General features: G+C 42.8%; 18 protein-coding genes. 10 read left to right on the top strand and 8 right to left on the bottom strand.

Annotation, left to right across the window (positions count from 1 at the left end; genetic code table 11):
* Positions 1-93: 93 nt before the first annotated feature.
* A complete protein-coding gene (locus PQ469_RS11135; RefSeq protein WP_090647692.1) occupies positions 94-1,803 on the bottom strand; it encodes a GMC oxidoreductase in 1,710 nt (569 codons plus the stop codon).
* 193 nt (positions 1,804-1,996) lie between these two features.
* Between PQ469_RS11135 and PQ469_RS11130 the strand changes: the two genes are divergently transcribed.
* The 9 genes from PQ469_RS11130 (at position 1,997) to PQ469_RS11090 (ending at position 10,442) form a co-directional block, all read left to right on the top strand.
* Positions 1,997-2,839, top strand: a complete 843-nt coding sequence (locus PQ469_RS11130; RefSeq protein ID WP_274213030.1) for an MOSC domain-containing protein — start codon at positions 1,997-1,999, stop codon at positions 2,837-2,839.
* Positions 2,836-3,114: an Rdx family protein gene (locus PQ469_RS11125; RefSeq protein ID WP_274213029.1), complete on the top strand. Its 279-nt coding sequence runs from the start codon at positions 2,836-2,838 to the stop codon at positions 3,112-3,114. The genes PQ469_RS11130 and PQ469_RS11125 overlap by 4 nt, the downstream gene beginning before the upstream one ends.
* A 254-nt stretch (positions 3,115-3,368) precedes the next feature.
* Positions 3,369-3,803 (top strand): RrF2 family transcriptional regulator, encoded by a 435-nt coding sequence (locus PQ469_RS11120; protein ID WP_090647684.1) that lies wholly within the window; start codon positions 3,369-3,371, stop codon positions 3,801-3,803.
* Positions 3,804-4,036: 233 nt separating this feature from the next.
* The gene (locus PQ469_RS11115) at positions 4,037-6,127 is read left to right on the top strand and encodes a ferredoxin-like domain-containing protein (RefSeq protein ID WP_274213028.1); all 2,091 of its coding nucleotides are present in this window, start codon (positions 4,037-4,039) and stop codon (positions 6,125-6,127) included.
* Positions 6,127-6,903 carry a uroporphyrinogen-III C-methyltransferase gene (gene cobA, locus PQ469_RS11110; protein ID WP_274213027.1) on the top strand — a complete coding sequence of 259 codons (777 nt, stop codon included), beginning with the start codon at positions 6,127-6,129 and terminating at the stop codon, positions 6,901-6,903. Before PQ469_RS11115 ends, cobA begins: the two co-directional genes overlap by 1 nt.
* Complete coding sequence (locus tag PQ469_RS11105; protein WP_274213026.1) at positions 6,881-8,389, top strand: TSUP family transporter; 1,509 nt, start codon at positions 6,881-6,883, stop codon at positions 8,387-8,389. Before cobA ends, PQ469_RS11105 begins: the two co-directional genes overlap by 23 nt.
* A 1-nt stretch (position 8,390) precedes the next feature.
* Complete coding sequence (locus tag PQ469_RS11100) at positions 8,391-9,101, top strand: phosphoadenylyl-sulfate reductase (RefSeq protein ID WP_274213025.1); 711 nt, start codon at positions 8,391-8,393, stop codon at positions 9,099-9,101.
* A gap of 139 nt (positions 9,102-9,240) precedes the next feature.
* Entirely contained in the window at positions 9,241-10,173 is a 933-nt protein-coding gene (locus PQ469_RS11095; protein ID WP_274213024.1) for an RpnC/YadD family protein, read from the top strand.
* A gap of 89 nt (positions 10,174-10,262) precedes the next feature.
* A complete protein-coding gene (locus PQ469_RS11090) occupies positions 10,263-10,442 on the top strand; it encodes an Rpn/YhgA-type helix-turn-helix domain-containing protein (RefSeq protein WP_274213023.1) in 180 nt (59 codons plus the stop codon).
* 51 nt (positions 10,443-10,493) lie between these two features.
* On the opposite strand, the gene PQ469_RS11085 is transcribed toward PQ469_RS11090, so the two are convergent.
* Positions 10,494-11,075, bottom strand: coding sequence for a GNAT family N-acetyltransferase (locus tag PQ469_RS11085; protein ID WP_274213022.1), 582 nt, complete (start codon positions 11,073-11,075; stop codon positions 10,494-10,496).
* A gap of 608 nt (positions 11,076-11,683) precedes the next feature.
* On the opposite strand from PQ469_RS11085, the gene PQ469_RS11080 reads away from it, so the two are divergent.
* Positions 11,684-12,025, top strand: a complete 342-nt coding sequence (locus PQ469_RS11080) for a hypothetical protein (RefSeq protein WP_090647651.1) — start codon at positions 11,684-11,686, stop codon at positions 12,023-12,025.
* Positions 12,026-12,098: 73 nt separating this feature from the next.
* Here PQ469_RS11080 and PQ469_RS11075 read toward each other — a convergent pair whose 3' ends face one another.
* The 6 genes from PQ469_RS11075 to PQ469_RS11050 form a co-directional block, all read right to left on the bottom strand.
* Positions 12,099-13,886: a beta-N-acetylhexosaminidase gene (locus PQ469_RS11075; protein WP_274213021.1), complete on the bottom strand. Its 1,788-nt coding sequence runs from the start codon at positions 13,884-13,886 to the stop codon at positions 12,099-12,101.
* Between the two features lie 261 nt (positions 13,887-14,147).
* Entirely contained in the window at positions 14,148-15,572 is a 1,425-nt protein-coding gene (locus PQ469_RS11070) for an efflux transporter outer membrane subunit (protein ID WP_274213020.1), read from the bottom strand.
* A 105-nt stretch (positions 15,573-15,677) separates the two neighbouring features.
* Complete coding sequence (locus PQ469_RS11065) at positions 15,678-18,893, bottom strand: efflux RND transporter permease subunit (RefSeq protein WP_274213019.1); 3,216 nt, start codon at positions 18,891-18,893, stop codon at positions 15,678-15,680.
* Positions 18,894-19,044: 151 nt separating this feature from the next.
* Entirely contained in the window at positions 19,045-20,181 is a 1,137-nt protein-coding gene (locus tag PQ469_RS11060) for an efflux RND transporter periplasmic adaptor subunit (protein WP_090648054.1), read from the bottom strand.
* Between the two features lie 337 nt (positions 20,182-20,518).
* Complete coding sequence (locus PQ469_RS11055) at positions 20,519-21,124, bottom strand: TetR/AcrR family transcriptional regulator (RefSeq protein WP_274213018.1); 606 nt, start codon at positions 21,122-21,124, stop codon at positions 20,519-20,521.
* Positions 21,125-21,322: 198 nt separating this feature from the next.
* A complete protein-coding gene (locus PQ469_RS11050; protein WP_274213017.1) occupies positions 21,323-21,823 on the bottom strand; it encodes a DinB family protein in 501 nt (166 codons plus the stop codon).
* Positions 21,824-21,839 lie beyond the last annotated feature (16 nt).

Raw genomic sequence — 21,839 nt, 5'->3', positions numbered from 1 at the left:
GACAATACAAATCCTACCAAACAATCCATCTTCAAATTTTCAAATCCTCAAATCTTCAAATTGCTTTTCCAATCCTCAAATTTTCAAATCAATTTAAATATTTCCTTTCTTCAGCTCGTCGGCAGCAAAATTTGCGGCCCGCGCGGTTAATGCCATATAAGTTAAGGATGGATTTTGGCATGCCGACGATGTCATGGCCGCGCCATCGGTAACAAAAACGTTTTTAGCATCCCAAACCTGGTTATGTTCATTTAGCACCGATGTTTTAGGATCGCGGCCCATACGGGCGGTGCCCATTTCGTGGATTCCATCGCCTATATTATGGCCACGGTCATGCGTTTTTACGTCTTTAACACCGGCGCTTTCCAGCATTGCTTTAGCTTCTTTAACAATATCTACGCGCATCTTCATTTCATTTTCCCTGATAACCGCATCCATAGATAATATGGGCAGCCCCCATTTGTCTTTACGGGTTTTATCAAGCGTAATTTTGTTATCGTGATAAGGCAGCAGTTCGCCAAATCCGCCTATACCTATTTGCCAGTCGCCAGGTTCGGTTATGGCATCTTTGTATTGCGCACCAATATTCATTTCGGCAATTTCACGGCTCCAGCCGGTGCGGCTCGCGGCGCCCTGGTAACCAAAGCCACGCAGGTAATCGCGTTTATCGCCAAATAAATTGGCAAAACGCACTACGTAAATGCCATTGGCCCTGCGGCCATAGTAATATTTATCTTCAAATCCTTCAACAGTGCCCGATGCACCCAAATTATAATGGTGATCCATAATATTATGGCCCAATTCGCCACTACTGCTGCCCAACCCATCAGGCCAGATGTCAGTAGCCGAATTCATCAATACCCACGCACTGTTTAAGGCAGAAGCATTAACAAATACAACCTTGGCGTAATATTCATAAGTTTTGTTGGTTTCGGCATCCAGCACCTCTACTCCTTTTGCTTTTTGAGTATCCTTATCATATAATATCCTGGTAACTATACTGTATGGCCTTACGGTTAAGTTACCGGTAGCCAAAGCGGCCGGCAAGGTAGATGACTGTGTACTAAAATATCCCCCGAAAGGGCAGCCCTCCCAACACCTGTTCCTGAACTGGCATTGCGTACGGCCAGGTATAGCGGCCGTAAGGTTGGCAACACGACCTATGATCATATGCCTTGTATCGTTATAATTCTTTTTAATTCGGGCAGCTACATCTCTTTCTACCCAGTTCATATCCATCGGTGGCAAAAAATGTCCGTCAGGTAAGTGAGGCAATCCTTCCAACGATCCACTTATACCAGCAAACTTCTCAACATGATCATACCATGGGGCAAGGTCTTTATAACGGATGGGCCAGTCAATTGCCCAGCCATCTTTTGCATTGGCTTCAAAATCATAATCGCTCCAGCGGTAGCTTTGGCGTCCCCATAAAATAGAGCGACCGCCCAGTTGATATGATCGCCACCAGTTAAACGGCTTAACCTCGTGATAAGGTGCTTCCTGCTCATTCACCCAGTAATCCATAATAGGTTCCTGGGCGCCCCAGTTACGTGAAATTACCGGGCGGGCTTTTCGCTGCTCCTGCGTTACCGAACCGCGGTGCTCAAAGTCCCAGGGATCTTTGGTTGCTGTTTTATAATCTTTAATGTGCTCAAAGTTCCTGCCGCGTTCAAGCATAATGGTTTTTAAGCCCCTGCCTGTTAGTTCTTTAGCCGCCCAGCCGCCGCTGATGCCCGATCCTACAACAATAGCGTCATAAGTATTTCCGGCTTTGGCGCTGCCGCTTACATTGTTTAATGGCATAATCTCGAATTGGTTATGAGTATATTTAGTATTGGTTTCTCAATTGGATAAAACAATATTATCAATTAATATTAACTAAAGCAATCGATTGAAATATTTTTTATCCGAACCTGGATGAAGCGCCTTAGCTTTCATGCCGGCTTCGCATTCAGGTCAAATTTTTCTATTTTTACCGGGCCATCACATATCGCGTATGCTTCAAATCAGCCAGCTTTACATATATCCTATAAAATCTCTTGGCGGTATTCCGGTAACTTCGGCCGAAGTTACCTCGCGCGGTTTTAAACACGATAGGCGATGGATGCTGGTTGATGGCCAAAACAGGTTTCTCACCCAAAGGGAACACCCCCAGATGGCGCTGATCAAAGTAAACATACAAAGCGATGGCTTGATGGTTTCTCATCATGCAAACGGATCTATAAAAATCCCTTTTACATACGATACCCTTAGTAAACATGATGTGGTTATTTGGGATGATACGTGTATAGGCGTTTATGTAGGCGATGAGTTTGACGAATGGTTTACCACCATATTGGGCATTCCCTGCCGGCTGATTTACATGCCCGACGATAGTGAACGTGAAGTTGACCAACGTTATGCACAGCCGGGCATGATCACTTCTTTTGCCGATGCTTATCCATTTTTACTCATCGGCCAGGCTTCGCTGGATGATTTAAATAAACGCCTGCCGGCTGCCTTACCGATGGATAGGTTTAGGCCCAACATTGTTTTTACCGGCGGCGATGCCTTTAGCGAAGACCTGATGGACCATATAAACATCTCGGGCATCAATTTTTACGGAGCTAAACTCTGCGCCCGCTGTGTAATGACCACTATCGATCAGCAAACGGGCGTAAAAGCTAAAGAACCGTTGAAAACACTGGCTACTTATCGCTTAAAAAATAACAAGATCCTTTTTGGACAAAACCTGGTACACCAGGGCGAAGGATTTGTTACTGTCGGTGATACCCTTAGTGTATTAAGCACACACACCGACGACAGATTTATAATTGAGAAAAAGAAATCAGTATCATGAAACCAACCGTCACTATTGAATATTGCCCCAAATGCGGCTGGATGATGCGGGCAGCTTATATGGCCCAGGAACTGCTTACCACTTTTACTAATGATATTTTTGGGGTAACCCTACATCCAAGCGAAATAAGCGGAAGGTATTCTGTTTTTATCGATGGCGATGTGATTTTTGACAGGAAAAAAGAGGGGCGGTTCCCGGAAATTAAAGAGCTAAAACAATTAATACGCGACAGGGTTAATCCCGAAAAAAACCTTGGGCATTCGGATAAAAAATAAAGATATATCAAAAAATCTCGGGTTTTACTGCAATTGTATATTCAATTAACAGCGCTTTTTTTTGATAAAAAGAAATACGCCCATCATATCGCCCTCTTTTTCCGTCTTAACATCCATTGATTTTACATATTTTTTGGCAAACTGTAATTTTATTATAACAAAAAAGGTAAATAAGATAGTATCGTTGTACTCTATAGTTTTAGTGGATTATTTTATTTAATATTGTTTAACTTTTTGAGTTTTTATTTTTTAAAATGCTTTCCAAAAAAACAAAGTACGCTATTAAGGCATTGGTGATCCTGGGCAAAAACATGGATCAGCCGCCTATGCAAATTTCGAGAATCGCCGAGGCAGAACGAATTCCCAAAAAATTCCTGGAACAAATCCTGCTCGATCTGCGCAATGCTGGTTTCCTGTATAGTAAAAAAGGAGCAGGCGGCGGTTACAGCTTAAACCGCGATCCGAAAGAGATTTTCCTGGTAAGTATCATGCGCATTACCGATGGCCCCATAGCCATGGTACCTTGTGCCAGCCTGAATTTTTACCACAAATGCGATGAGTGCCACCAAGAAACTACCTGCGGCATCCGCGATGTGTTTGTTGATGTGCGGGATGCTACACTTAAAATACTGAGCGAGACCAGCATAGCTGACATTATAACCCGCGAGCAGACGCTCATCAACGTGTAATGTCATCATAAAACTGTCAAATAACAGTTTTTTCAATTAAATTCTACCATTTCCCTATACTATGTATATATTTGTGATATAAAACATAATGAGCCCTATTAATACACACACTTATATCCACATGTACTGCTGTTTAACCGGCGACAGGACACGGCTATAATTTGTATTATCCACATACGCCTCTTTAGCCAAAGCCAAAGGGGCTTTTTTATAATTGATTAAAAAAATAGCTTATGCAAAGCTTCAGAACAGAACTGGAGAACCCAATAGTAGAGCAGGATATTATCGACCTGGAAAAAAAGATCAGAGCTTTTCGTGAAGGTAAAATACACGACGAAAAATTCAGGAGCCTTCGTTTGGCCCGTGGTGTTTATGGCCAGCGCCAGCCAGGCGTACAAATGGTACGCATTAAGCTGCCATTTGGTAAGGTAACTTTTAAGCAACTACTTAAAATTGCCGATATATCTGACGAGTACGGAAGCCGTAACTTACACCTTACCACCCGCCAGGATATCCAGATTCATTATGTAAGCCTGGATCGTACGCCCGAACTTTGGGCCAAACTGGAGCAGGATGATATCACCCTGCGTGAAGCCTGTGGTAATACCGTGCGGAATGTTACCGCCTCTCCTACCGCCGGCATCGATCCGTTGGAGCCTTTTGATGTATCGCCTTATGCACATGCTACTTTCGAGTACTTTTTGCGTAACCCTGTTTGCCAGGAAATGGGCCGTAAATTTAAAATCTCGTTTTCATCAAGCGATGCGGATACTGCTTTTTCATATATTCATGATATTGGCGCCATCCCTAAAGTAAATGCTAACGGCGAACGTGGCTTCAAAATACTTTTGGGTGGCGGCTTAGGCGCACAACCCATATTGGCAAGCATTGTTGAAGAGTTTTTACCCGAAGATCAGCTGATCCCTTATATCGAAGCCATTATTCGCGTGTTTGACCGTTATGGTGAACGTAACAACCGTAATAAGGCCAGGATGAAATACCTGATCCAGAAAATTGGATTAGAGGAAGTGTTACGTTTAGCCAAAGTTGAAAGGACTGCCATTAAAGTAAAAAGCTATCCTGTTAATCGCGATACCGTTGCATTGCCAGCGCTGCCGGCAACAGCCGAATACCCTGCGGTAGAAATCAGCAACCCATTCCGCTATGAGCAGTGGCTGGTTACCAACGTTTTTGAGCAAAAGCAAAAAGGTTTTTACGGTGTATATATTAAAGTACCGGTGGGCGATATCCCATCTGATACCGCACGTGCCCTGGTAAAGGTTTTAGAACCCTTGGTGGCTAACGAAATCCGCATTACGCAAAACCAGGGTTTATTGTTAAAATTTGTCCGTAAAGAGGCATTGCCTGCTTTATATGAAGGTTTAGCTAAACTGGAGCTTGCCGCGCCCGGTTTTGATACCCTGGCCGACGTTACTACCTGCCCCGGTACCGATACCTGTAACCTGGGCATCAGCAACAGCATGACCATGGCGCGTGTGCTGGAAGATTTGATTTTTAATGAATACGAAGAGTTCATTTTTAACCGCGACATCAAAATAAAAATAAGCGGGTGTATGAACTCCTGCGGTCAGCATGGTTTGGCCCATATAGGTTTTCATGGCAGTTCGCTTAAGGCCGGTACAAAGGTATTGCCTTCGGTACAGGTAATGCTGGGCGGTGGCACTGTTGGCGATGGTGTAGGCCGTGCGGCCGAAAGAGTGGTTAAGGTGCCTTCAAAACGTGCTACCGACGTTTTAAGAAAAATCCTTGACGATTACAAAGAGTTTTCGCCAGAGGGTGAAACTTTCCATGCCTATTACGACCGCCAGGGTAAAGATTATTTTTACCGCCTACTGAAACCGCTTGCAGATTTAACAACCCTTACCGATGATGAATTTGTTGACTGGGGCCACCAGGAAACCTATGTATCTGCTATTGGCGTAGGCGAGTGTGCCGGCGTAGTAATTGATTTGGTTGCTACCCTTCTTTTTGAATCGGAGGAAAAAATGGGCTGGGCAAACGGTTCATTTACCCGGGGCGACTGGTCTGATGCTATTTATCATTCGTATAATGTTTTCATCAGTTCGGCAAAAGCTTTATTGTTAGATAAAGGTACCAACAGCAGCACACAGGCAGGCATTATTAAAGAGTTTGATGCGCAGTTTGTAGCAACCGGCGAGTTTGATTTGCAAGGATCGTTTAGTGACCTGGTACTGCAGATCAGTCAAAACGAGCCCTCAGCTGAATTTGCAGCGGCATATTTAGCGCAGGCCGAAGAATTTTTAGGAAAAAGCAAAGCGCAAAGAGAGGCATTGGTGCAATAATGACGGATAACACTAAACAACCACAAATAACTTTAGTGGGTGCAGGCCCCGGCGATGCCGACCTGATTACCGTTAAGGCTATTAAAGTATTAAAAACAGCCGATGTTGTTTTATACGATGCTTTAGTGAACGAAGAATTGCTTGGCTATGCGCCAGAGGCTTCGGTAAAAGTATATGTAGGCAAACGTTCCGGCGATCATACCTTCTCACAGGAAGCCGTGAACCAGCTGATGGTTGATTACGCTATCAATTACGGCCACGTGGTAAGGTTGAAAGGCGGCGATCCGTTTGTATTTGGCCGTGGGTTTGAAGAATTGGATTTTGCCGCATCACATGATATCCCCGCTTCGGTTATCCCTGGAATCTCCAGTTCCATAGCCGTAGCCGAATTACAAAATATCCCGGTAACTCATCGCGGTTTAAGCGAAAGTTTCTGGGTAATTACAGGTACTATATCAAACGGGAAAATATCACCTGATTTGTATGATGCTGCCAAAAGCAGGGCAACGGTTGTTGTGCTTATGGGGATCAATAAGCTGGCCGAGATTACCGAAATATTTAAAAGTGAAGGAAAAAGCAAGCTGCCCGTAGCGGTAATTCAAAGCGGCACTACAACGGATGAAAAAGTTGCTATTGCTACAGTTGATACCATTGTTGATGCAGTGAAAGAAAATAATATCGGTTCGCCGGCGATTATAGTGTTGGGCGAAGTGGTTTCATTGCACCCTAAATACCAGTTGATTAAAGAAATTTATGACGTTGTTGCCAAAGGATAATAGTTTAACGCAAATTGAGCACGAAGAGATCGGCGGTAATCAACTGTTCCCGGTTTTTTTGAAGCTGAATAACCTCCATACCGTTTTGGTTGGTGGCGGTAATGTTGGCCTTGAAAAACTAACGGCTATTTTAAACAATAGCCAGAAAGCCAACGTAACGGTAATATCTAAAACATTTTTACCCGAAATTCATGAACTTGCCGCGCAATACCCGGGCTTAACCATTGTTCAGAAATCGTTTACAGATAACGACCTGGATAATGCCGAGGTGGTAATTGCAGCTACTAATGATAGCGAACTAAATAAATACGTGCGCCAATCGGCACATGACCGTAAGCTGCTCATTAACGTGGCCGATAAGCCCGAACTTTGCGATTTTTATTTAGGTTCGATAGTAAAAAAGGGCGACCTGAAACTGGCCATATCAACCAATGGTAAATCGCCTACGGTAGCCAAACGCTTAAAAGAAGTACTAAACGAAAGCCTGCCTGATGAGCTGGATACCACGCTGCAACAAATGAGCGAGTTAAGGAACACCTTAAGCGGCGACTTTGCAGATAAAGTTAAACAACTGAATAGTGTAACATCAGTATTGGTTGAGCCGAAATCTGTTGTGATCAAAAATTTCATCTGGCTTATATGGTCAACCATTATTGTTTCATTGGCCATTGTTATAACTGCTTTATACTTCAAAGAACCCGCTTTTAAAACATTTGTTGAAGGTGTAAGCCCGCAGTTTTATTACTTTTTAGGTGCAGGGTTTATATTCGCGATGATAGATGGCGCCATTGGCATGTCATATGGTGTTACATCAACCACTTTCTCCCTTTCAATGGGCATCCCTCCTGCTTCAGCAAGTATGGGTGTCCACCTGTCCGAGATCATGAGCTGCGGTATTGCCGGATGGATGCATTACCGTATGGGCAATATCAATTGGAAGTTATTTTGGTTATTGGTATTACCGGGCATTGCCGGTGCAGTTATTGGAGCATCTATCCTGTCGTCCCTTGAACATTACAGCATGTATACCAAGCCCGTGGTATCAGTGTACACTTTGATATTAGGCGTTGTAATACTCTCCAAAGCGTTCAATATTAAGAAAAAGAAATCGGCTGATAAGGTAAAACGCATATCGTTGCTTGGTTTAGGCGGTGGTTTTATTGATGCTGTTGGCGGCGGCGGTTGGGGTTCAATCGTGTTATCAACACTAATAGCCGGTGGCCGCAGCCCTATATTTTGCTTGGGAACGGTAAAATTATCCCGCTTTTTTGTGGCGATAGCAGGGTCAATCACATTCATCGCCATGGTAAGCAGCGATCATTGGCAAGCTGTTGCCGGCCTGGTACTGGGTAGCGCTTTAGCATCGCCTATTGCGGCAAAAATTTCAAATAAAATTTCAACCAAAACCATCATGGTATCTGTGGGTATCATCGTGATTTTGGTAAGTATTAAATCAATTGTTGCCTTTATTACAAAGTTTATCTGATATGAACGAGGCTTTTGAACATATAAACAACATTACACCTGGTCTGGGCCCTGTTGAAGCGCTGACTAAGCTGGCTGAGCTTTATCCCGGCGAGATTGTATTTTCGACCAGTTTTGGCTGGGAAGACCAGGTGATCAGTCATATGATATTCGCCAATAGGCTGCCCATTAAGGTATTTACTTTAGAAACAGGAAGGCTTTTCCGCGAAACCTATTCAGTTTGGGCCAGCACAATGGACAGGTATAAACAACCTATCCACGCCTATTATCCAAATAATGAACTTTTGGAGCAAATGGTAAACGCCAAAGGCCCTAACAGCTTTTATGAGTCGGTAGAGAACCGTAAAGAATGCTGCGGCATCCGTAAAATTGAACCGCTTAAGCGCGCTTTAAAAGGCAATAAGGTTTGGATTACGGGTATCCGTGCTGATCAATCGGCCAACCGCCATGATATGCATGATGTAGAATGGGACGAACAAAACCAACTGGTAAAATACCACCCTATTTTTCATTGGACTTTGGATGAGGTTAAAGCCTATATTAAACAATACAATATCCCTTACAACTCACTTCACGATAAAGGCTTCCCGAGCATAGGCTGTATGCCTTGTACCCGTGCCGTTGCCGAAGGCGAAGATTTCCGCGCCGGCCGCTGGTGGTGGGAAGATCAATCCAAAAAAGAATGCGGCTTGCATGAGGTAACGGCAAAATAGACACTATTTCGGAATTTTACAGGATTGACAGGATTTAAAAAAATCTCCTGTTGGAATTTTGCATCTCTTTCCTTACATCCGTCCCGTGGGCTTTAATAAATCTGCTTTTTAATCAATTATAATTTTCTATTATTGTTTAATGAGAAGAAAAGACGACATTCTTTGGAAAGGAATACTCGAAGATGTTTTTGACGATTTCCTATGTTTTCTTAATCCTGATGCTTCTAAGATTTTCGACTTTAATAAAGGTTTCGAATTCCTGGATAAAGAGCTGGAACAGGTTTTCCCGCCCGAAAACAACGAGTACTCGCCAAAGGTGATCGATAAGCTGGTTAAGGTATTTACCAAAGCCGGCAAAGAAGAATGGATTTTGGTGCATGTGGAAGTGCAGGGCCAATATCAAAAAGATTTTGCAAGCCGCATGTACACCTATTTTTACCGCATACTGGATAAGTATCAAAAGCCAATAGTTGCCTACGCCATATTTACCGAAGCCAATACAAAGGAAAGACCAAACCATTTTGCCATAGATTTTATGGGCACCAGTTTGCGTTATACGTTTAATACGTATAAAATAGCCAGCCAAAGCGATGAGGTGCTACAAGCGAGCGATAATCCTTTTGCCTTGGTTGTGCTTACAGCAAAAGCGGCGCTTGCAGGCAAAGACCTGAAAAGCAGCAGGGAACGTGACGAACTATTGCTGAATTTAAAACTTAACCTCACCAGGTTATTACTGGCCAAACAGATAGCAAAAGAAAAGATAAGGGTACTGATGAATTTTCTGAGGTATTACATACGCTTTGAAAATCAGGATATAAACACTAAATTTGAGCAACAGGTAGAAATTTTAACAGGAAGGAGCAACACCATGGGTATCGAAGAACTTTTATTAGACAGGGCTGAGAAAAAAGGCGAAAAAAAAGGTGAAAAAAAAGGCGAGAAAAAGGGTGAAATAAAAGGCAGGAAAGAAGAAGCTGTTGTTATTGCCCGTGAAATGAAAAAAGATGGCTTGCCTGTTGCCCAAATCGAAAAATTCACCCGACTTTCTGTTGAGGAAATAGAAAAATTATAAGCAAAACTCTATAAACATCCAAAAACATCCTGTACTATAACACTAAATTTGATCAACAGGTAGAAATTTTAACAGGAAGGAGCAACACCATGGGTATCGAAGAACTTTTATTAGAAAGAGCTGAAAAAAAAGGCAGAAATGAAGGCAGAAATGAAGGTAGAAAAGAAGAAGCTGTTGCTATTGCCCGCGAAATGAAAAAGGAGGGTTTGCCTGTTGCCCAGATCAAAAAATTCACAGGGCTGTCGGTTGAGGAAATAGAAAAACTGTGATATAGACTCAATTTAGAATGAGCAATCATCTATGCTTGATTCCAAATGTGTTTAAATCTTTCTGATGTCCCAAACAACTACATACCAATCGCCAAACTCATCACGGTGGGTACCGGCTATTTCGAAACCCATTTTTTGATGCACTTTTAACGAGTTGACGTTTCTTACTGCAATTTCGGTGATGCAAAGTTCATAATCGTCGCCTGCCAGGTTGGCTGTTGCGTTATAAAGTTTGCTTAACAATCCCAGCCCTCTGAAATCTTTATCAACACACACCTGGCCTCCTACAAAAAATTTATAGGCAGTTAAAATTTTACCCTGGTACCGGATTTTATAAAACTCCCTGAACATTGGTTCAAGGCTGGGCAGTTGTTTTTCCATAGCAGCTGTCATGGCCAGGTTATAGCCAATTACTTTATTTTTATACAACGCAATAACCTGTGGTATTTGCGATGCCATTTGTTGTAATAGTTCAACTGTATGCTCGGCAAAAACAAAGCCTTGCTGATCCTGCTCTTCGGGCGTTAATGATTTGTATAGATTTTGATTTTGAAGCGCTACAATTTGTTCAAAATGTTCGGTTGTGGAAGCTGCCTGGTAAGTTATTGCCGATAGAATGTCTTGGGTTGTCATTTGGCAAATGTCTTATTTTAACCGTATTCGTGCAATCATAAAAAACACTGAATTAATCGGCGAACGATATGGAACTATAGGTGAGCGGACATCGCTGCTTTGTTGCTTAACTATGATGAGTAATGCCCAAATAATGGGCAACGCGGCTTAATTGCACGCGAAGTGTTAATATAGACTGCCGCATCATAAAAAGCCTGTATCGGGCTGCTGAGACGGTTCACCGGTCATTGTCATGCTTTTTAATCCACCAGGCAGATTACCTGCCTGCTTCGAAAAAAGAGCATTTATCACTTTTTAGTTTCGGATTTTATTGACAACACTCCCTTGCTACGTAAATAAGGACACAATAACTACTGATTAACAACCCATTACACCACATAGGTTATAAAAATATAAATTGCGGGTGTATACTTTAATTTAGGTAGCTTTGAATTGTTATGCGGTAATATTATTCGCGGGAGTAGCTGTCCCTAATTATCCCTGTTTCAAAACAACAAATTACATACATAAAATAAGATCAGGATATATGGTTTTCCTGTTCTTAAAAATCTTAAAAGCCCCTGTAAACGAATACCTACAGGGGCTTTATTTATATATATAAGCATATCATGGAAGAAAGAAAGTATTTAACTACCTGGAAAAGGTACATGCCGGTTATCCGTTTGCATTTGAAGAAAAGCCTGACTGAAGATCAGCAGTTCAAACTGAACATTACCGATTTTGAATCTGCCGGCGATCGTGGAAAATCGGGCTACACGTTCAATATAAATATGGAAAACGGCAAGGTTACCAACAACATCAGCGGATCGGCCGTGGCGCGCGATCTTTTTGAGGCCATCAAAGGCGATGATGCTGTTAAGGCTATGTTATTAGACAAAAACGTTAAAATAAGCGTTGGGAAATCTTTTGTGCTAAGCATCAAAACTACCCACCTGTCAACCTATAGGTAGAACCGGAGTAAGGCGAAAAGCTCAAAGCTACTGCTAATCGGTAATAAACAATATAAAGGAAGTAACCAGCAGGCTATTTCCTTTTTTTATGGGGTTTATTTTTGGTCGACTTGGATTTGGATGTCGATTTATGAGATTTTGCCGATATCCTATTTCCCCTCTTTGATGCTTTTGAATGTGCTTTATGGTGACGGCCATGTTTTTCGGCTACGGGAGTTTTTCTGATTACAGGTGCAAAATCAACTGCCTCGGGGTGGGCCTGCGGATCGAAAGGGTTAAAGTAATAAATATCGGCAGCATCCCAGTTTTTTAAGCCTGCCTGTACCCGTTCATTAAATGCCGCCTCGTTTTTTACCTCGGGCGCAGTCCACCCAGCTTCGGCCAGGCCGGCAATCCGTGGGAAAAGCATAAAGTCCAGGCGTTTTTCTGATGCTATTTTCTCTGTCCAGATATTTGCCTGCACGCCGATGATTTGGTTTGATGCAAGCTGATCTGCATTTAATTGCCTGTCCGGAAAGTTATAGATATCTGTATACCGGTTAAATACACCCTTCCAGTTACGACCCGAAACGTGTGTGCCATCCTGTAAAAAATCGAGATATAGCGGCAAGCGAGGGCATAATACCACCTGGTAATTTTTCTGCAAAGCAAGACTTAGCTGGCCCGGCAAATTTTGCCGCCACCAAAAAATGATGGTTTCCCCAGCCGGCAAGTCGGTTTGGGTGGCCTCGTCCCAGGCCAGAATCTTACTGCCCATATTGGTTACGGTATCGGTCATCCGCTTAAAAAAGTAGCGTTCCAGCGTGCCAACATCAGCAAAACCCTTATTCTGCATCATCCGGGCAATGGCCGTATCTAACGACCATGCTTTGATACCCAAAACAACCTCATCGCCGCCCAGGTGTATCATTTTTGATGGAAACAGGGCAGTTGTTTCCTTGATAACATTGGCTAAATACTGGTAAGTTTCTTCTTTTGCCGGGTTAAATGTGAAGTTTGGATAACCGGCTACGCTCCCACCCGAATATTCGGGATAAGCTTTATTAGCGGCGGTTGCATGGCCGGGCATGTCAATCTCCGGTATCACTGTTATAAAGCGCTGAGCAGCGTAATTAACCACTTCTTTGATATCATTTTGGGTATAATACATCGGAAGGGCCTCTGCCGATGTATCGCTGTAATCACCCACCCCGCCCACGGACGTTAACCTGGGGTATTTTTTTATTTCAATGCGCCAGCCCTGCACATCTGTCAAATGCCAGTGGAATTTATTGAGCTTGTAATAAGCCATCCAATCCAAAATCTGCTTAACCTTTTGCTTGCCAAAGAAATGCCGCGATTCGTCGAGCATTAAACCACGCCATTGGTAACGGGGCGCGTCGGTTATTTCTGTGGATGCAAGTACAACATTTTGGTACTCACGGGCGTCAGTTGCATCTGTTGACGCAAGAGTAAGGTTATCACCTTCTTTAGGATGATCTTTAATAAGTTGTAAAAGCGATATCAAACCATAAAAAACACCTTCTTTATTTGAAGATGATATGGTTATCTGCCCCGGCGTAATTTTTAGTGCATATGCACCTATAGTTTGGTTTGTGTTGGTTAAAACGAGTTTAACGGTACTTTTTAAATCACCGTTATTTATCGCAGGTGATAAACCTTTTACTTTAAATAATTCCTTTTGAAAGTAAATAGCCAAAGTGGTTAATGAAGTATCGCTTAAGCTAATTGTCGAGTGATTATTGATGCTGATTTGCCCGGAACCACTTACAACCGACCGTGGCTGAGGAATGATTTTTAAATTTTGTGCTTTCAGGTATCCGGATATAAGAAGCAGCGCTATTAAGAATTTATATTTCATTAAAAAACAAGTCAAAATTATTGGGGTTGCGCTATGATAGCGATTTTATGCTAAATCGAGGTAATTTATTTGTAATATCTGAATTTGGGCACCTGGCTGCTTTATTTAAACACATGGCGTAGACATAAACGCGAGGGACGCAATTATACGCCTCTACGAAAAGAGGCCGGTCGTATTAAATACGACCGGCCCCGAATATTTGGCAATAAGCTGATAAAGCTAAACTACCCTCCTAATCAACTTAATCAACTACTTACCAAATCACTTCCATCCGCCACCTAATGAACGGTAAAGTTCGGCAGTAGCGCTTAGCTCATCTCTTTTAATAGTAGCAAGTGCTAATTCACCTTGCAATACATTGCCCTGGGCTGTTATTACTTCCAGGTAATTAGCCAGGCCGTTTTTAAATAACATGCTGGCGTTTGTTGTAGCTTGTTGCAGGGTTTTTACACGATTTGCAGCTATGGCTTGCTCCTGTTTTAGCTTTTCAATTTTAACCAGAGCGTCAGATACCTCGCCAACCGCATTTAACACTGATTGTCTGAATTGCAGTACCGTTTTTTCGCGGTCAATTTGCGCAACTTTGTAGGTAGTGCTTAGTTGCTTATGATCAAGCAAAGGTGTTGCAATACTACCGGCCACTATCCCAAACAATGAAGCCGGGATGTTAAACCAGTTGCTGGCCTTAAAAGAGTTAACGCCACCGCTTGCAGTGATCCTTAAAGCCGGGTACATTTCAGATTTGGTAATGCCCACTTTGGCATTGGCAATGGTTAAAGCCAGTTCCTGTGTCCTGATGTCGGGCCTGCGGCTGATGATGGCCGATGGAACCCCGGCAGTGAGCGTTTCAGGGAATTTAACATCATTTAATGTGCCGTTGCGTTCGATAGCATCCGGCAATTTGCCTGCCAAGATACTAAGAGCGTTTTCCTGTACAGCTACGTTCCTTTCAAACTGTGGAACCAACTGCGCAGCAGCCTGTTGTTGTGCTTCGGCCTGTTGTACTGCCAGTAAAGTTACCTGGCCGGCATCATATTGTAAACGGATGATCCGGATGGTACTGTCGTTGAGTTTAACGTTCTTTTTAGCTATATCCAATTGTGCATCAAGCATCAGCAGGTTATAGTAACCTTGCGATACGTTTGCTACGATGTTGGTTTGAATAGCCTTCTTTGCTTCGGCTGTTTGCAGGTATTCTGCAAGAGCCTGGCGGCTTTGGTTACGGATTTTGCCCCAGATATCGGCCTCCCATGAAAGGGCAAGGTTTGCTGAATAATCTTCAATGTGTTTGGTACCTAAGCCATACTGTTTAATGCTTAATCCGTTGAGGCTGTTATCGCTCGGGCGGCTGCTGCTTGCCGTTACATTTAGTGCAACCTCGGGTACATAATTCCATTTTACCTGTTTAAACAGCAACTGTGCTGCATCAATATTTTTGACCGCTATCTGCATGTCATAATTTTTTGCTATGGCGCTGTCAATCAGCTTTTGCAGGGTCGCGTCGGTAAAAAAGTTTTTCCACTGTATATCGGCTACGCTGCTGGTATCGGCAGTGGTTATGACTGTGGCGCTCCTGAAAGCAACCGGCAGCTCTGGTTTGGGTGTTTCCACATCCTTTGATACTTTACAAGCGCTTAAAAAGGCCGTAAGTAATACAAAAGCTAATGGAGTTATATAACGTTTCATTTTTTTAATATTAATAGAATCAAGAGATTAGAGTCAAGAATCAAGACGGCTTCAACAACTTTTTAAAGTCTTGATTCCTGGCTCTTGATTCTTGATTCTCAAACATTAATTATTCTGTAGTTCCAATTTTTTAGGATCAATTGCATGCCCTTTTTTGTGTCCCGGCCCGTCACCGTTCAGCACGGCCAATGGTACACCGCTGATTCGCTCCTGTAATCCCTGGAATATCACAAACAATACCGGGATGATGAACAATCCTAAAATTACTCCTGAAACCATCCCTCCGGCTGCACCTATACTAATAGAGTGGTTACCTTGTGCTGATGGGCCTGTGGCAATACTCATCGGGAATAAACCGAATACGAAAGCCAGCGACGTCATGATGATAGGGCGTATCCTCAGCCTTGCAGCTTCAATCGCCGATTCAATTAAACCATGCCCCGCTTTTCGGCGCTGTACCGCAAACTCCACAATAAGGATGGCATTTTTAGCTAACAAGCCAATGAGCATGATTAAAGCCACCTGTACATAAATGTTGTTTTCGATACCGGTTAAACCTAATACCACAAACACACCTAAAATACCTGTTGGGATGGAAAGGATAACTGCCAATGGCAATATATAACTTTCATATTGTGCTGATAATAAGAAGTATACAAACACCAAACAAAGCATAAAGATAATAGCCGACTGACCGCCCGAAGCAATCTCCTCACGGGTTTGACCAGCAAACTCATAGGCAAAGCCGGTAGGCAATTGTTCCTGTGCTGTTTCCTGTATAGCTTTAATGGCATCACCAGAACTATAACCCGGTTTTGGGATAGCGTTGATCTCGATAGAGTTGAACAGGTTATAACGTGAAGCCGTTTCTGAACCATATACGCGGGTTAATTTAACCAGTGTATTGATAGGCACATTTTCGCCGGCTTTATTTTTAACAAATACCCGGTCAATTGCCGAAGGGTCTGTCCTGTCCGCAGTATCAGCCTGCACTACCACGCGGTAGTATTTACCAAAGCGGTTAAAATCTGACGCCTGTGCAGTACCAAAATACGCCTGCATAGTTTGTAAAATGTCTTTAACATTTACGCCCAACTGACCGGCCTTTTCGTCATCAATTTCTAATTGCAACTGAGGATAATCTGCTTTATAAGATGTAAAGGCATAAGCTATTGCTGGTTTCTGCATCAGCTTTCCTATAAAATTATTGGCAACACCACTAAATTTATCCAGCTTACCGTTGGTTTTATCCTGCAATACCACATCCAAGGCTTCTACGTTACTAAAACCTGGCACCGTTGGAAAACTGAACACAAAGAAAGTACCGCCAGGTATGCCGCCTAATCTTCCTCTAACAATGTTCTGTATCTCGTCAATATTTTTAACTGCTCCCCGCTGTTCATTTGGTTTTAATAACAGGAAGATTACACCGGCAGATGGACTGCTGGATTGGGTTAAAAAGTTAAAACCTGACAACGCGGTAACAAACCTTGCCGATGGTAAAGTTTTCAGCTGATCTTCGGCTTGTTTAAAGATTTTGTTGGTACCGCTTAATGATGTACCAGACGGCGTGCTAACAGCAATGGCCACAAAGCCCTGGTCTTCAGTTGGAATAAAGCCAGTTTTTGTTCGGTTTACCAGGTAAACTGTGGCTGCTATTACCAGCACCAACCCGCCTATGCTTAGCCACTTTTTACGGATAAGGAATTTTAAGCCTCCTACGTACCTGTTGGTCATATAATTAAAACCACCATTAAAGCCTGCATAAAATTTATCTACAAAGCCTTTTTTAGGTGCGTCATGGCCATCTGCGCTGTGTTTGTTCTTTAAGAACAAAGCGGCAAGTGCAGGGCTTAAGGTTAAAGCGTTAACAGCCGATATAATAATGGCAATTGCCATTGTTAACGCAAACTGGCGGTAAAATATACCTGTTGAGCCTACCATGAAGCTAACCGGTAAAAACACCGCAGCCATAACCAGCGTAATAGATATAATGGCACCTGTAATTTCGTGCATAGCCTCGGTAGTTGCCGCCTTAGGGGTTAGGCTTGGGTCGTGTTCCATTTTGGCATGCACGGCCTCCACTACCACAATAGCATCATCCACCACAATACCTATGGCCAGCACCAGGGCAAACAGGGTTAAAAGGTTAACCGAGAAACCAAACAGGTTCATGAAGAAGAACGTACCGATAATGGCCACCGGAACAGCTATGGCTGGGATCAGAGTAGATCTGAAATCCTGCAGGAATATAAACACTACAATAAACACCAATATAAAAGCCTCCACCAATGTATGCTCAACCTGGTCAATTGATTCATCAAGATCGGTTTTGGTACGATAAAACTGATTGTATTTGATACCTGCCGGGAAATCTTTAGATAACTTAACCATCAGCTTATCAATCTCAATCTGAATTTGGTTGGCGTTTGAGCCCGACAACTGTATGATACCAATGATAATACCGTCGTGCCCGTTCAGGTTACTTACACTATTATAAGAATAGGCGCCCAGTTCAACACGGGCCACATCTTTTAAATGTAATACAGAACCATCTGCATTTGCACGGATAGCAATATTTTGATATTCCTCTGGTTTGGTAAGCTTACCTTTATATTTAATTACATATTCAAATGCCTCGTTACTGCGCTCACCAAATTTACCAGGCGCGGCTTCAAGGTTTTTGTCCTGTATAGCTGCCATTACTTCGGCGGGTGTAACTTTGTAAGTTGCCATTTGCGCAGGATTAAGCCAAACACGCATAGAGTAATCCTTAATACCACCAAATATACTGGCCGAACCTACACCCGTGATACGTTTAATTTCGGGCACAATGTTAATCTGTGCGTAGTTGGCTACAAAGGTCTGATCGTATTTTTTAGGATCTTCCGAATAGATGGCCATAGCACCAATGAAGCTGTTTTGCTGTTTGGTTGTGGTTATACCATATTGAACAACCTCGGCCGGTAACTGGCTTGTAGCCTGCGAAACACGGTTTTGAACGTTTACAGCTGCCTGATCGGGGTTGGTACCCTGTTTAAAGTAAACGGTGATACCCAATGTACCATCGTTACTGGCGGTAGATGTCATATAGGTCATATTTTCCACACCGTTAATCGCTTCTTCTAACGAAGGCGTAACAGAACGCAAAATAGTCTCGGCATTAGCGCCCGGGTAAACAGCCGATACCAATACCGCCGGAGGGGCAATATTCGGAAACCGCTCCAAGGGCAGTTTTGTTAAACCAAGTACACCTACTATCACCAATAATATGGAGATAACGGTTGAAAGTACCGGTCTTTCTATGAATTTTTGAAACATGATTTTAATTTTTTAATTCGGATTTCGGAAGTGCGATTTCGGATTTATTAGACGCCACCTATCATTTCGCAATTGAACGATACAAACGGCTACCAATTAAACCTTTCACCTTTGGCCTTTAGCCTTTTACCTAAATCCTAACTCTTGATTCTTATTTATTAACTACAGCAGCAACCTTATCAGTAGCTTTTTGAGGTGCTATTACCATACCTTCGGCTAAGTGGTCCATGCCGCTCAGTACAATCTGGTCGCCGGCTTTAAGGCCATCTTTAACCAGGTAGTTTTCGCCGCTTTTGCCTACAATGTTGATAGGTACTTTTTTCACTTTATTGCTATCGGCAAGGGCGAAAACAAACACTTTATCCTGCATTTCGACAGTGGCCGACTCAGGCACTATCAATGCATCTGTATGTTGTAAGCTTAAACGTACTTTACCTGTGTTACCGGCACGTAATAAACCATCTGGGTTGGCAAAGTTTGCCCTGATGGTAATAGCCCCTGTATTTTTATCAAACTGGCCGTCTATTACATCTATTTTACCTTGTTTGGCGTATTGGCTGCCATCGGCTAATAGTAATGATACGGTAGGCAAGTGCTGTAGTTTCTCTTTTAAAGTAGTACCGGGATACTGTTCTTTAAAGGCTACGAAATCTTTTTCGCCCAAAGAGAAGTAAACATGCACATCATGCACATCAGACAGTTGGGTTAAAGCTTCCACGTCCTGCGGAGTAACCAGACTTCCCTGTTTTTTGAGTAAACGACCGATATAACCGCTAACCGGTGCTTTTATTAAGGTATAGCCTAAATTAATTTGCGCGGTTGACACATTTGCCTTGGCCGATTCGATATTGGCTTTAGCAACCTGCAGGCTTGCTTTTGCGGTTTTTAACTGGTAATCAGATACTACCTTGTTTTCAACCAGCGGTGTAAGCTTGTCAACTTCAAGTTGCGCGTTACCTGCTGCTGCTTCGGCCGCGTGTAAGCTGGCCAGGGCGTTGTTTAAGGCTGCGCGGTAAGGCTGCTCATTTATTTTAAATATGGGCTGGCCGGCGCTTACAAAAGCACCTTCGTCAACAAATACCTTGTCTAAAGTACCGTTTACCTGCGGACGAACTTCTACGTTAACGGTACCTTCAATAGATGCAGGATATTCCTGGTAAGTAGTTTGTGTGCCCGATGCTATTGCGGCAACAGGTAGTGCCGGCGGTGGCGGTGCCTGCTGCGTTTGCGGCTTGGGCGAGCAACCATATAATGTGAGTGCTAAAAGCGCTAATGGGATAATTTTCATGATACTTAATTTTGAGGGTGATAGATTGTGATTCATTTTGTTGCCTTGCGGCTGGTAGATATATGTTGAGTTAATTGTTTTCATTGCTGAATTGATATATGTGTGATTTTTATTCAAATGATAACCTTTGTTTTTAAGGCTATCGGTGGTGATTACTAACTGAGCTAACGTTTTGTAGCTAAATGGTTGCCGCGTTTTGTGTTTGATGACTTAACACTGTTTAGTAACGCTATGTAAAAGTTGATATCCATAGTTGTTTTATTATTTATTTGTTGTTGAGTTTACTTTTATTTAACACTGTTAAATTATTTAACAATGTTATTTTCGAAGCAAAAAATTACTCAGGTTTTATCGACCTGATGATACCGGTAATGGCATCCATTAATACCTGGCGATTGATATCGTCTGATGAACCGCGCCGCAATAAGTTGATAGACACCAACCCATGAACAACAGACCAAAAAGTGTAATATTTAGTGCAAATAACATCCGATTCGGGATTGTCAATACGCATCACCTTGCCAATTACGTCGGTGAACAAATCCCATGGCATCACAGATTCTTCCAGCTTGTTTATCTCGTCGCAACAGCAATTGGTAGTAACGCCAAACATAATCTGGTAAAGCTCTTTGTTGGCAAAGGCGAAATTCCAGTAGGCAAGCCACATAGCCTCCAGTTGTTTTTCTGGCAGCAAGTGTTGTTCGTGAGCTGTCCTAAGGTCTTTAGCTAATAATAAGTAGCCTTTGCGGGCAAGTTCCAGCAAAATAGCTTCTTTATTAGCGTAATATTCATATATGATAGGTGCGGTGTATTCAATTACATCGGCAATTTTACGCATACTTAAAGCCTGCCATCCCTCCTCTTTAACAATTTGGAGCGCGGCATCCAGGATATTGATCCTGGTTTCGTCTTTTAAGCGTTGAATACGTTCTTTACTGGCCATTTTATTTACGCCTTAAATCATTTAACAGCGTTAAGCAAATATACAGCTGTTTATTTAGGCATAGTACCATCCATTTGTCAAATTGAGATCATGGAATTGTCAGGAGGAAGCCCCCTAACCCCCTGAAGGGGGAACTTTTTGATTTGCGAAGAGGCTTTTCTTAAAGCCTCCCCTTCAGGGGAGGTTTGGAGGGGCTATCTACTTTTTCACCAAATAGGCCAGTTGCCCCATGTGGTAGCCCTGGTGAACGGTTCTGTTGATGAGGATATTCAGTTTGTTGCGATGTGGTTCTTTTGCAAAATCTTCGGCAGGGATGGCGCTGTGTTTGGTAAACCAGTCTTCGGGCTGCATGGCATCAAATTTTTGTTTGAGGGTGGTGTTTACGTTGTGCCAGGCAGCTTTGATATCGGCTATCGGCGGTTTTTCCAGCCCGGAGTTATCGGAGTTTTTCAGGAATATCTCATCCAGCTGCGGGTAAAGCCGCTCGCCAAGTTCTAAATAGGTAAAAAGGCCGTCGCTTACCGCGGTTAAATGCCCTAAAAGATAGGTGCCGCTATTACGGTCGGGCGCTGTGAAGCCGGCAATTTGCTCGTCGGTTAGTTTATCAAGTAAGGCGTTAAGGCGGGTGTTTTGCAACTCCCAGTTTGATATGGCTATTTTAATGAATAAAGCTGTGGTTGTTTTCTGTTGAATTTCCATATTAGGATTTATTTTG

Source organism: Mucilaginibacter sp. KACC 22773 (genome assembly GCF_028736215.1).
Lineage (GTDB): Bacteria > Bacteroidota > Bacteroidia > Sphingobacteriales > Sphingobacteriaceae > Mucilaginibacter.
Note: the sequence above shows the minus strand (reverse complement) of the source record. Positions and strands in the feature narration are given on the sequence as shown.

What these genes read in the sequence shown, in the direction of transcription:
- PQ469_RS11135 (WP_090647692.1), bottom strand. Translation starts at nt 1,803, where the DNA reads ATGCCATTAAACAATGTAAGCGGCAGCGCCAAAGCCGGAAATACTTAT.
- PQ469_RS11130 (WP_274213030.1), top strand. Translation starts at nt 1,997, where the DNA reads ATGCTTCAAATCAGCCAGCTTTACATATATCCTATAAAATCTCTTGGC.
- PQ469_RS11125 (WP_274213029.1), top strand. Translation starts at nt 2,836, where the DNA reads ATGAAACCAACCGTCACTATTGAATATTGCCCCAAATGCGGCTGGATG.
- PQ469_RS11120 (WP_090647684.1), top strand. Translation starts at nt 3,369, where the DNA reads ATGCTTTCCAAAAAAACAAAGTACGCTATTAAGGCATTGGTGATCCTG.
- PQ469_RS11115 (WP_274213028.1), top strand. Translation starts at nt 4,037, where the DNA reads ATGCAAAGCTTCAGAACAGAACTGGAGAACCCAATAGTAGAGCAGGAT.
- cobA (WP_274213027.1), top strand. Translation starts at nt 6,127, where the DNA reads ATGACGGATAACACTAAACAACCACAAATAACTTTAGTGGGTGCAGGC.
- PQ469_RS11105 (WP_274213026.1), top strand. Translation starts at nt 6,881, where the DNA reads ATGACGTTGTTGCCAAAGGATAATAGTTTAACGCAAATTGAGCACGAA.
- PQ469_RS11100 (WP_274213025.1), top strand. Translation starts at nt 8,391, where the DNA reads ATGAACGAGGCTTTTGAACATATAAACAACATTACACCTGGTCTGGGC.
- PQ469_RS11095 (WP_274213024.1), top strand. Translation starts at nt 9,241, where the DNA reads ATGAGAAGAAAAGACGACATTCTTTGGAAAGGAATACTCGAAGATGTT.
- PQ469_RS11090 (WP_274213023.1), top strand. Translation starts at nt 10,263, where the DNA reads ATGGGTATCGAAGAACTTTTATTAGAAAGAGCTGAAAAAAAAGGCAGA.
- PQ469_RS11085 (WP_274213022.1), bottom strand. Translation starts at nt 11,075, where the DNA reads ATGACAACCCAAGACATTCTATCGGCAATAACTTACCAGGCAGCTTCC.
- PQ469_RS11080 (WP_090647651.1), top strand. Translation starts at nt 11,684, where the DNA reads ATGGAAGAAAGAAAGTATTTAACTACCTGGAAAAGGTACATGCCGGTT.
- PQ469_RS11075 (WP_274213021.1), bottom strand. Translation starts at nt 13,886, where the DNA reads ATGAAATATAAATTCTTAATAGCGCTGCTTCTTATATCCGGATACCTG.
- PQ469_RS11070 (WP_274213020.1), bottom strand. Translation starts at nt 15,572, where the DNA reads ATGAAACGTTATATAACTCCATTAGCTTTTGTATTACTTACGGCCTTT.
- PQ469_RS11065 (WP_274213019.1), bottom strand. Translation starts at nt 18,893, where the DNA reads ATGTTTCAAAAATTCATAGAAAGACCGGTACTTTCAACCGTTATCTCC.
- PQ469_RS11060 (WP_090648054.1), bottom strand. Translation starts at nt 20,181, where the DNA reads ATGAAAATTATCCCATTAGCGCTTTTAGCACTCACATTATATGGTTGC.
- PQ469_RS11055 (WP_274213018.1), bottom strand. Translation starts at nt 21,124, where the DNA reads ATGGCCAGTAAAGAACGTATTCAACGCTTAAAAGACGAAACCAGGATC.
- PQ469_RS11050 (WP_274213017.1), bottom strand. Translation starts at nt 21,823, where the DNA reads ATGGAAATTCAACAGAAAACAACCACAGCTTTATTCATTAAAATAGCC.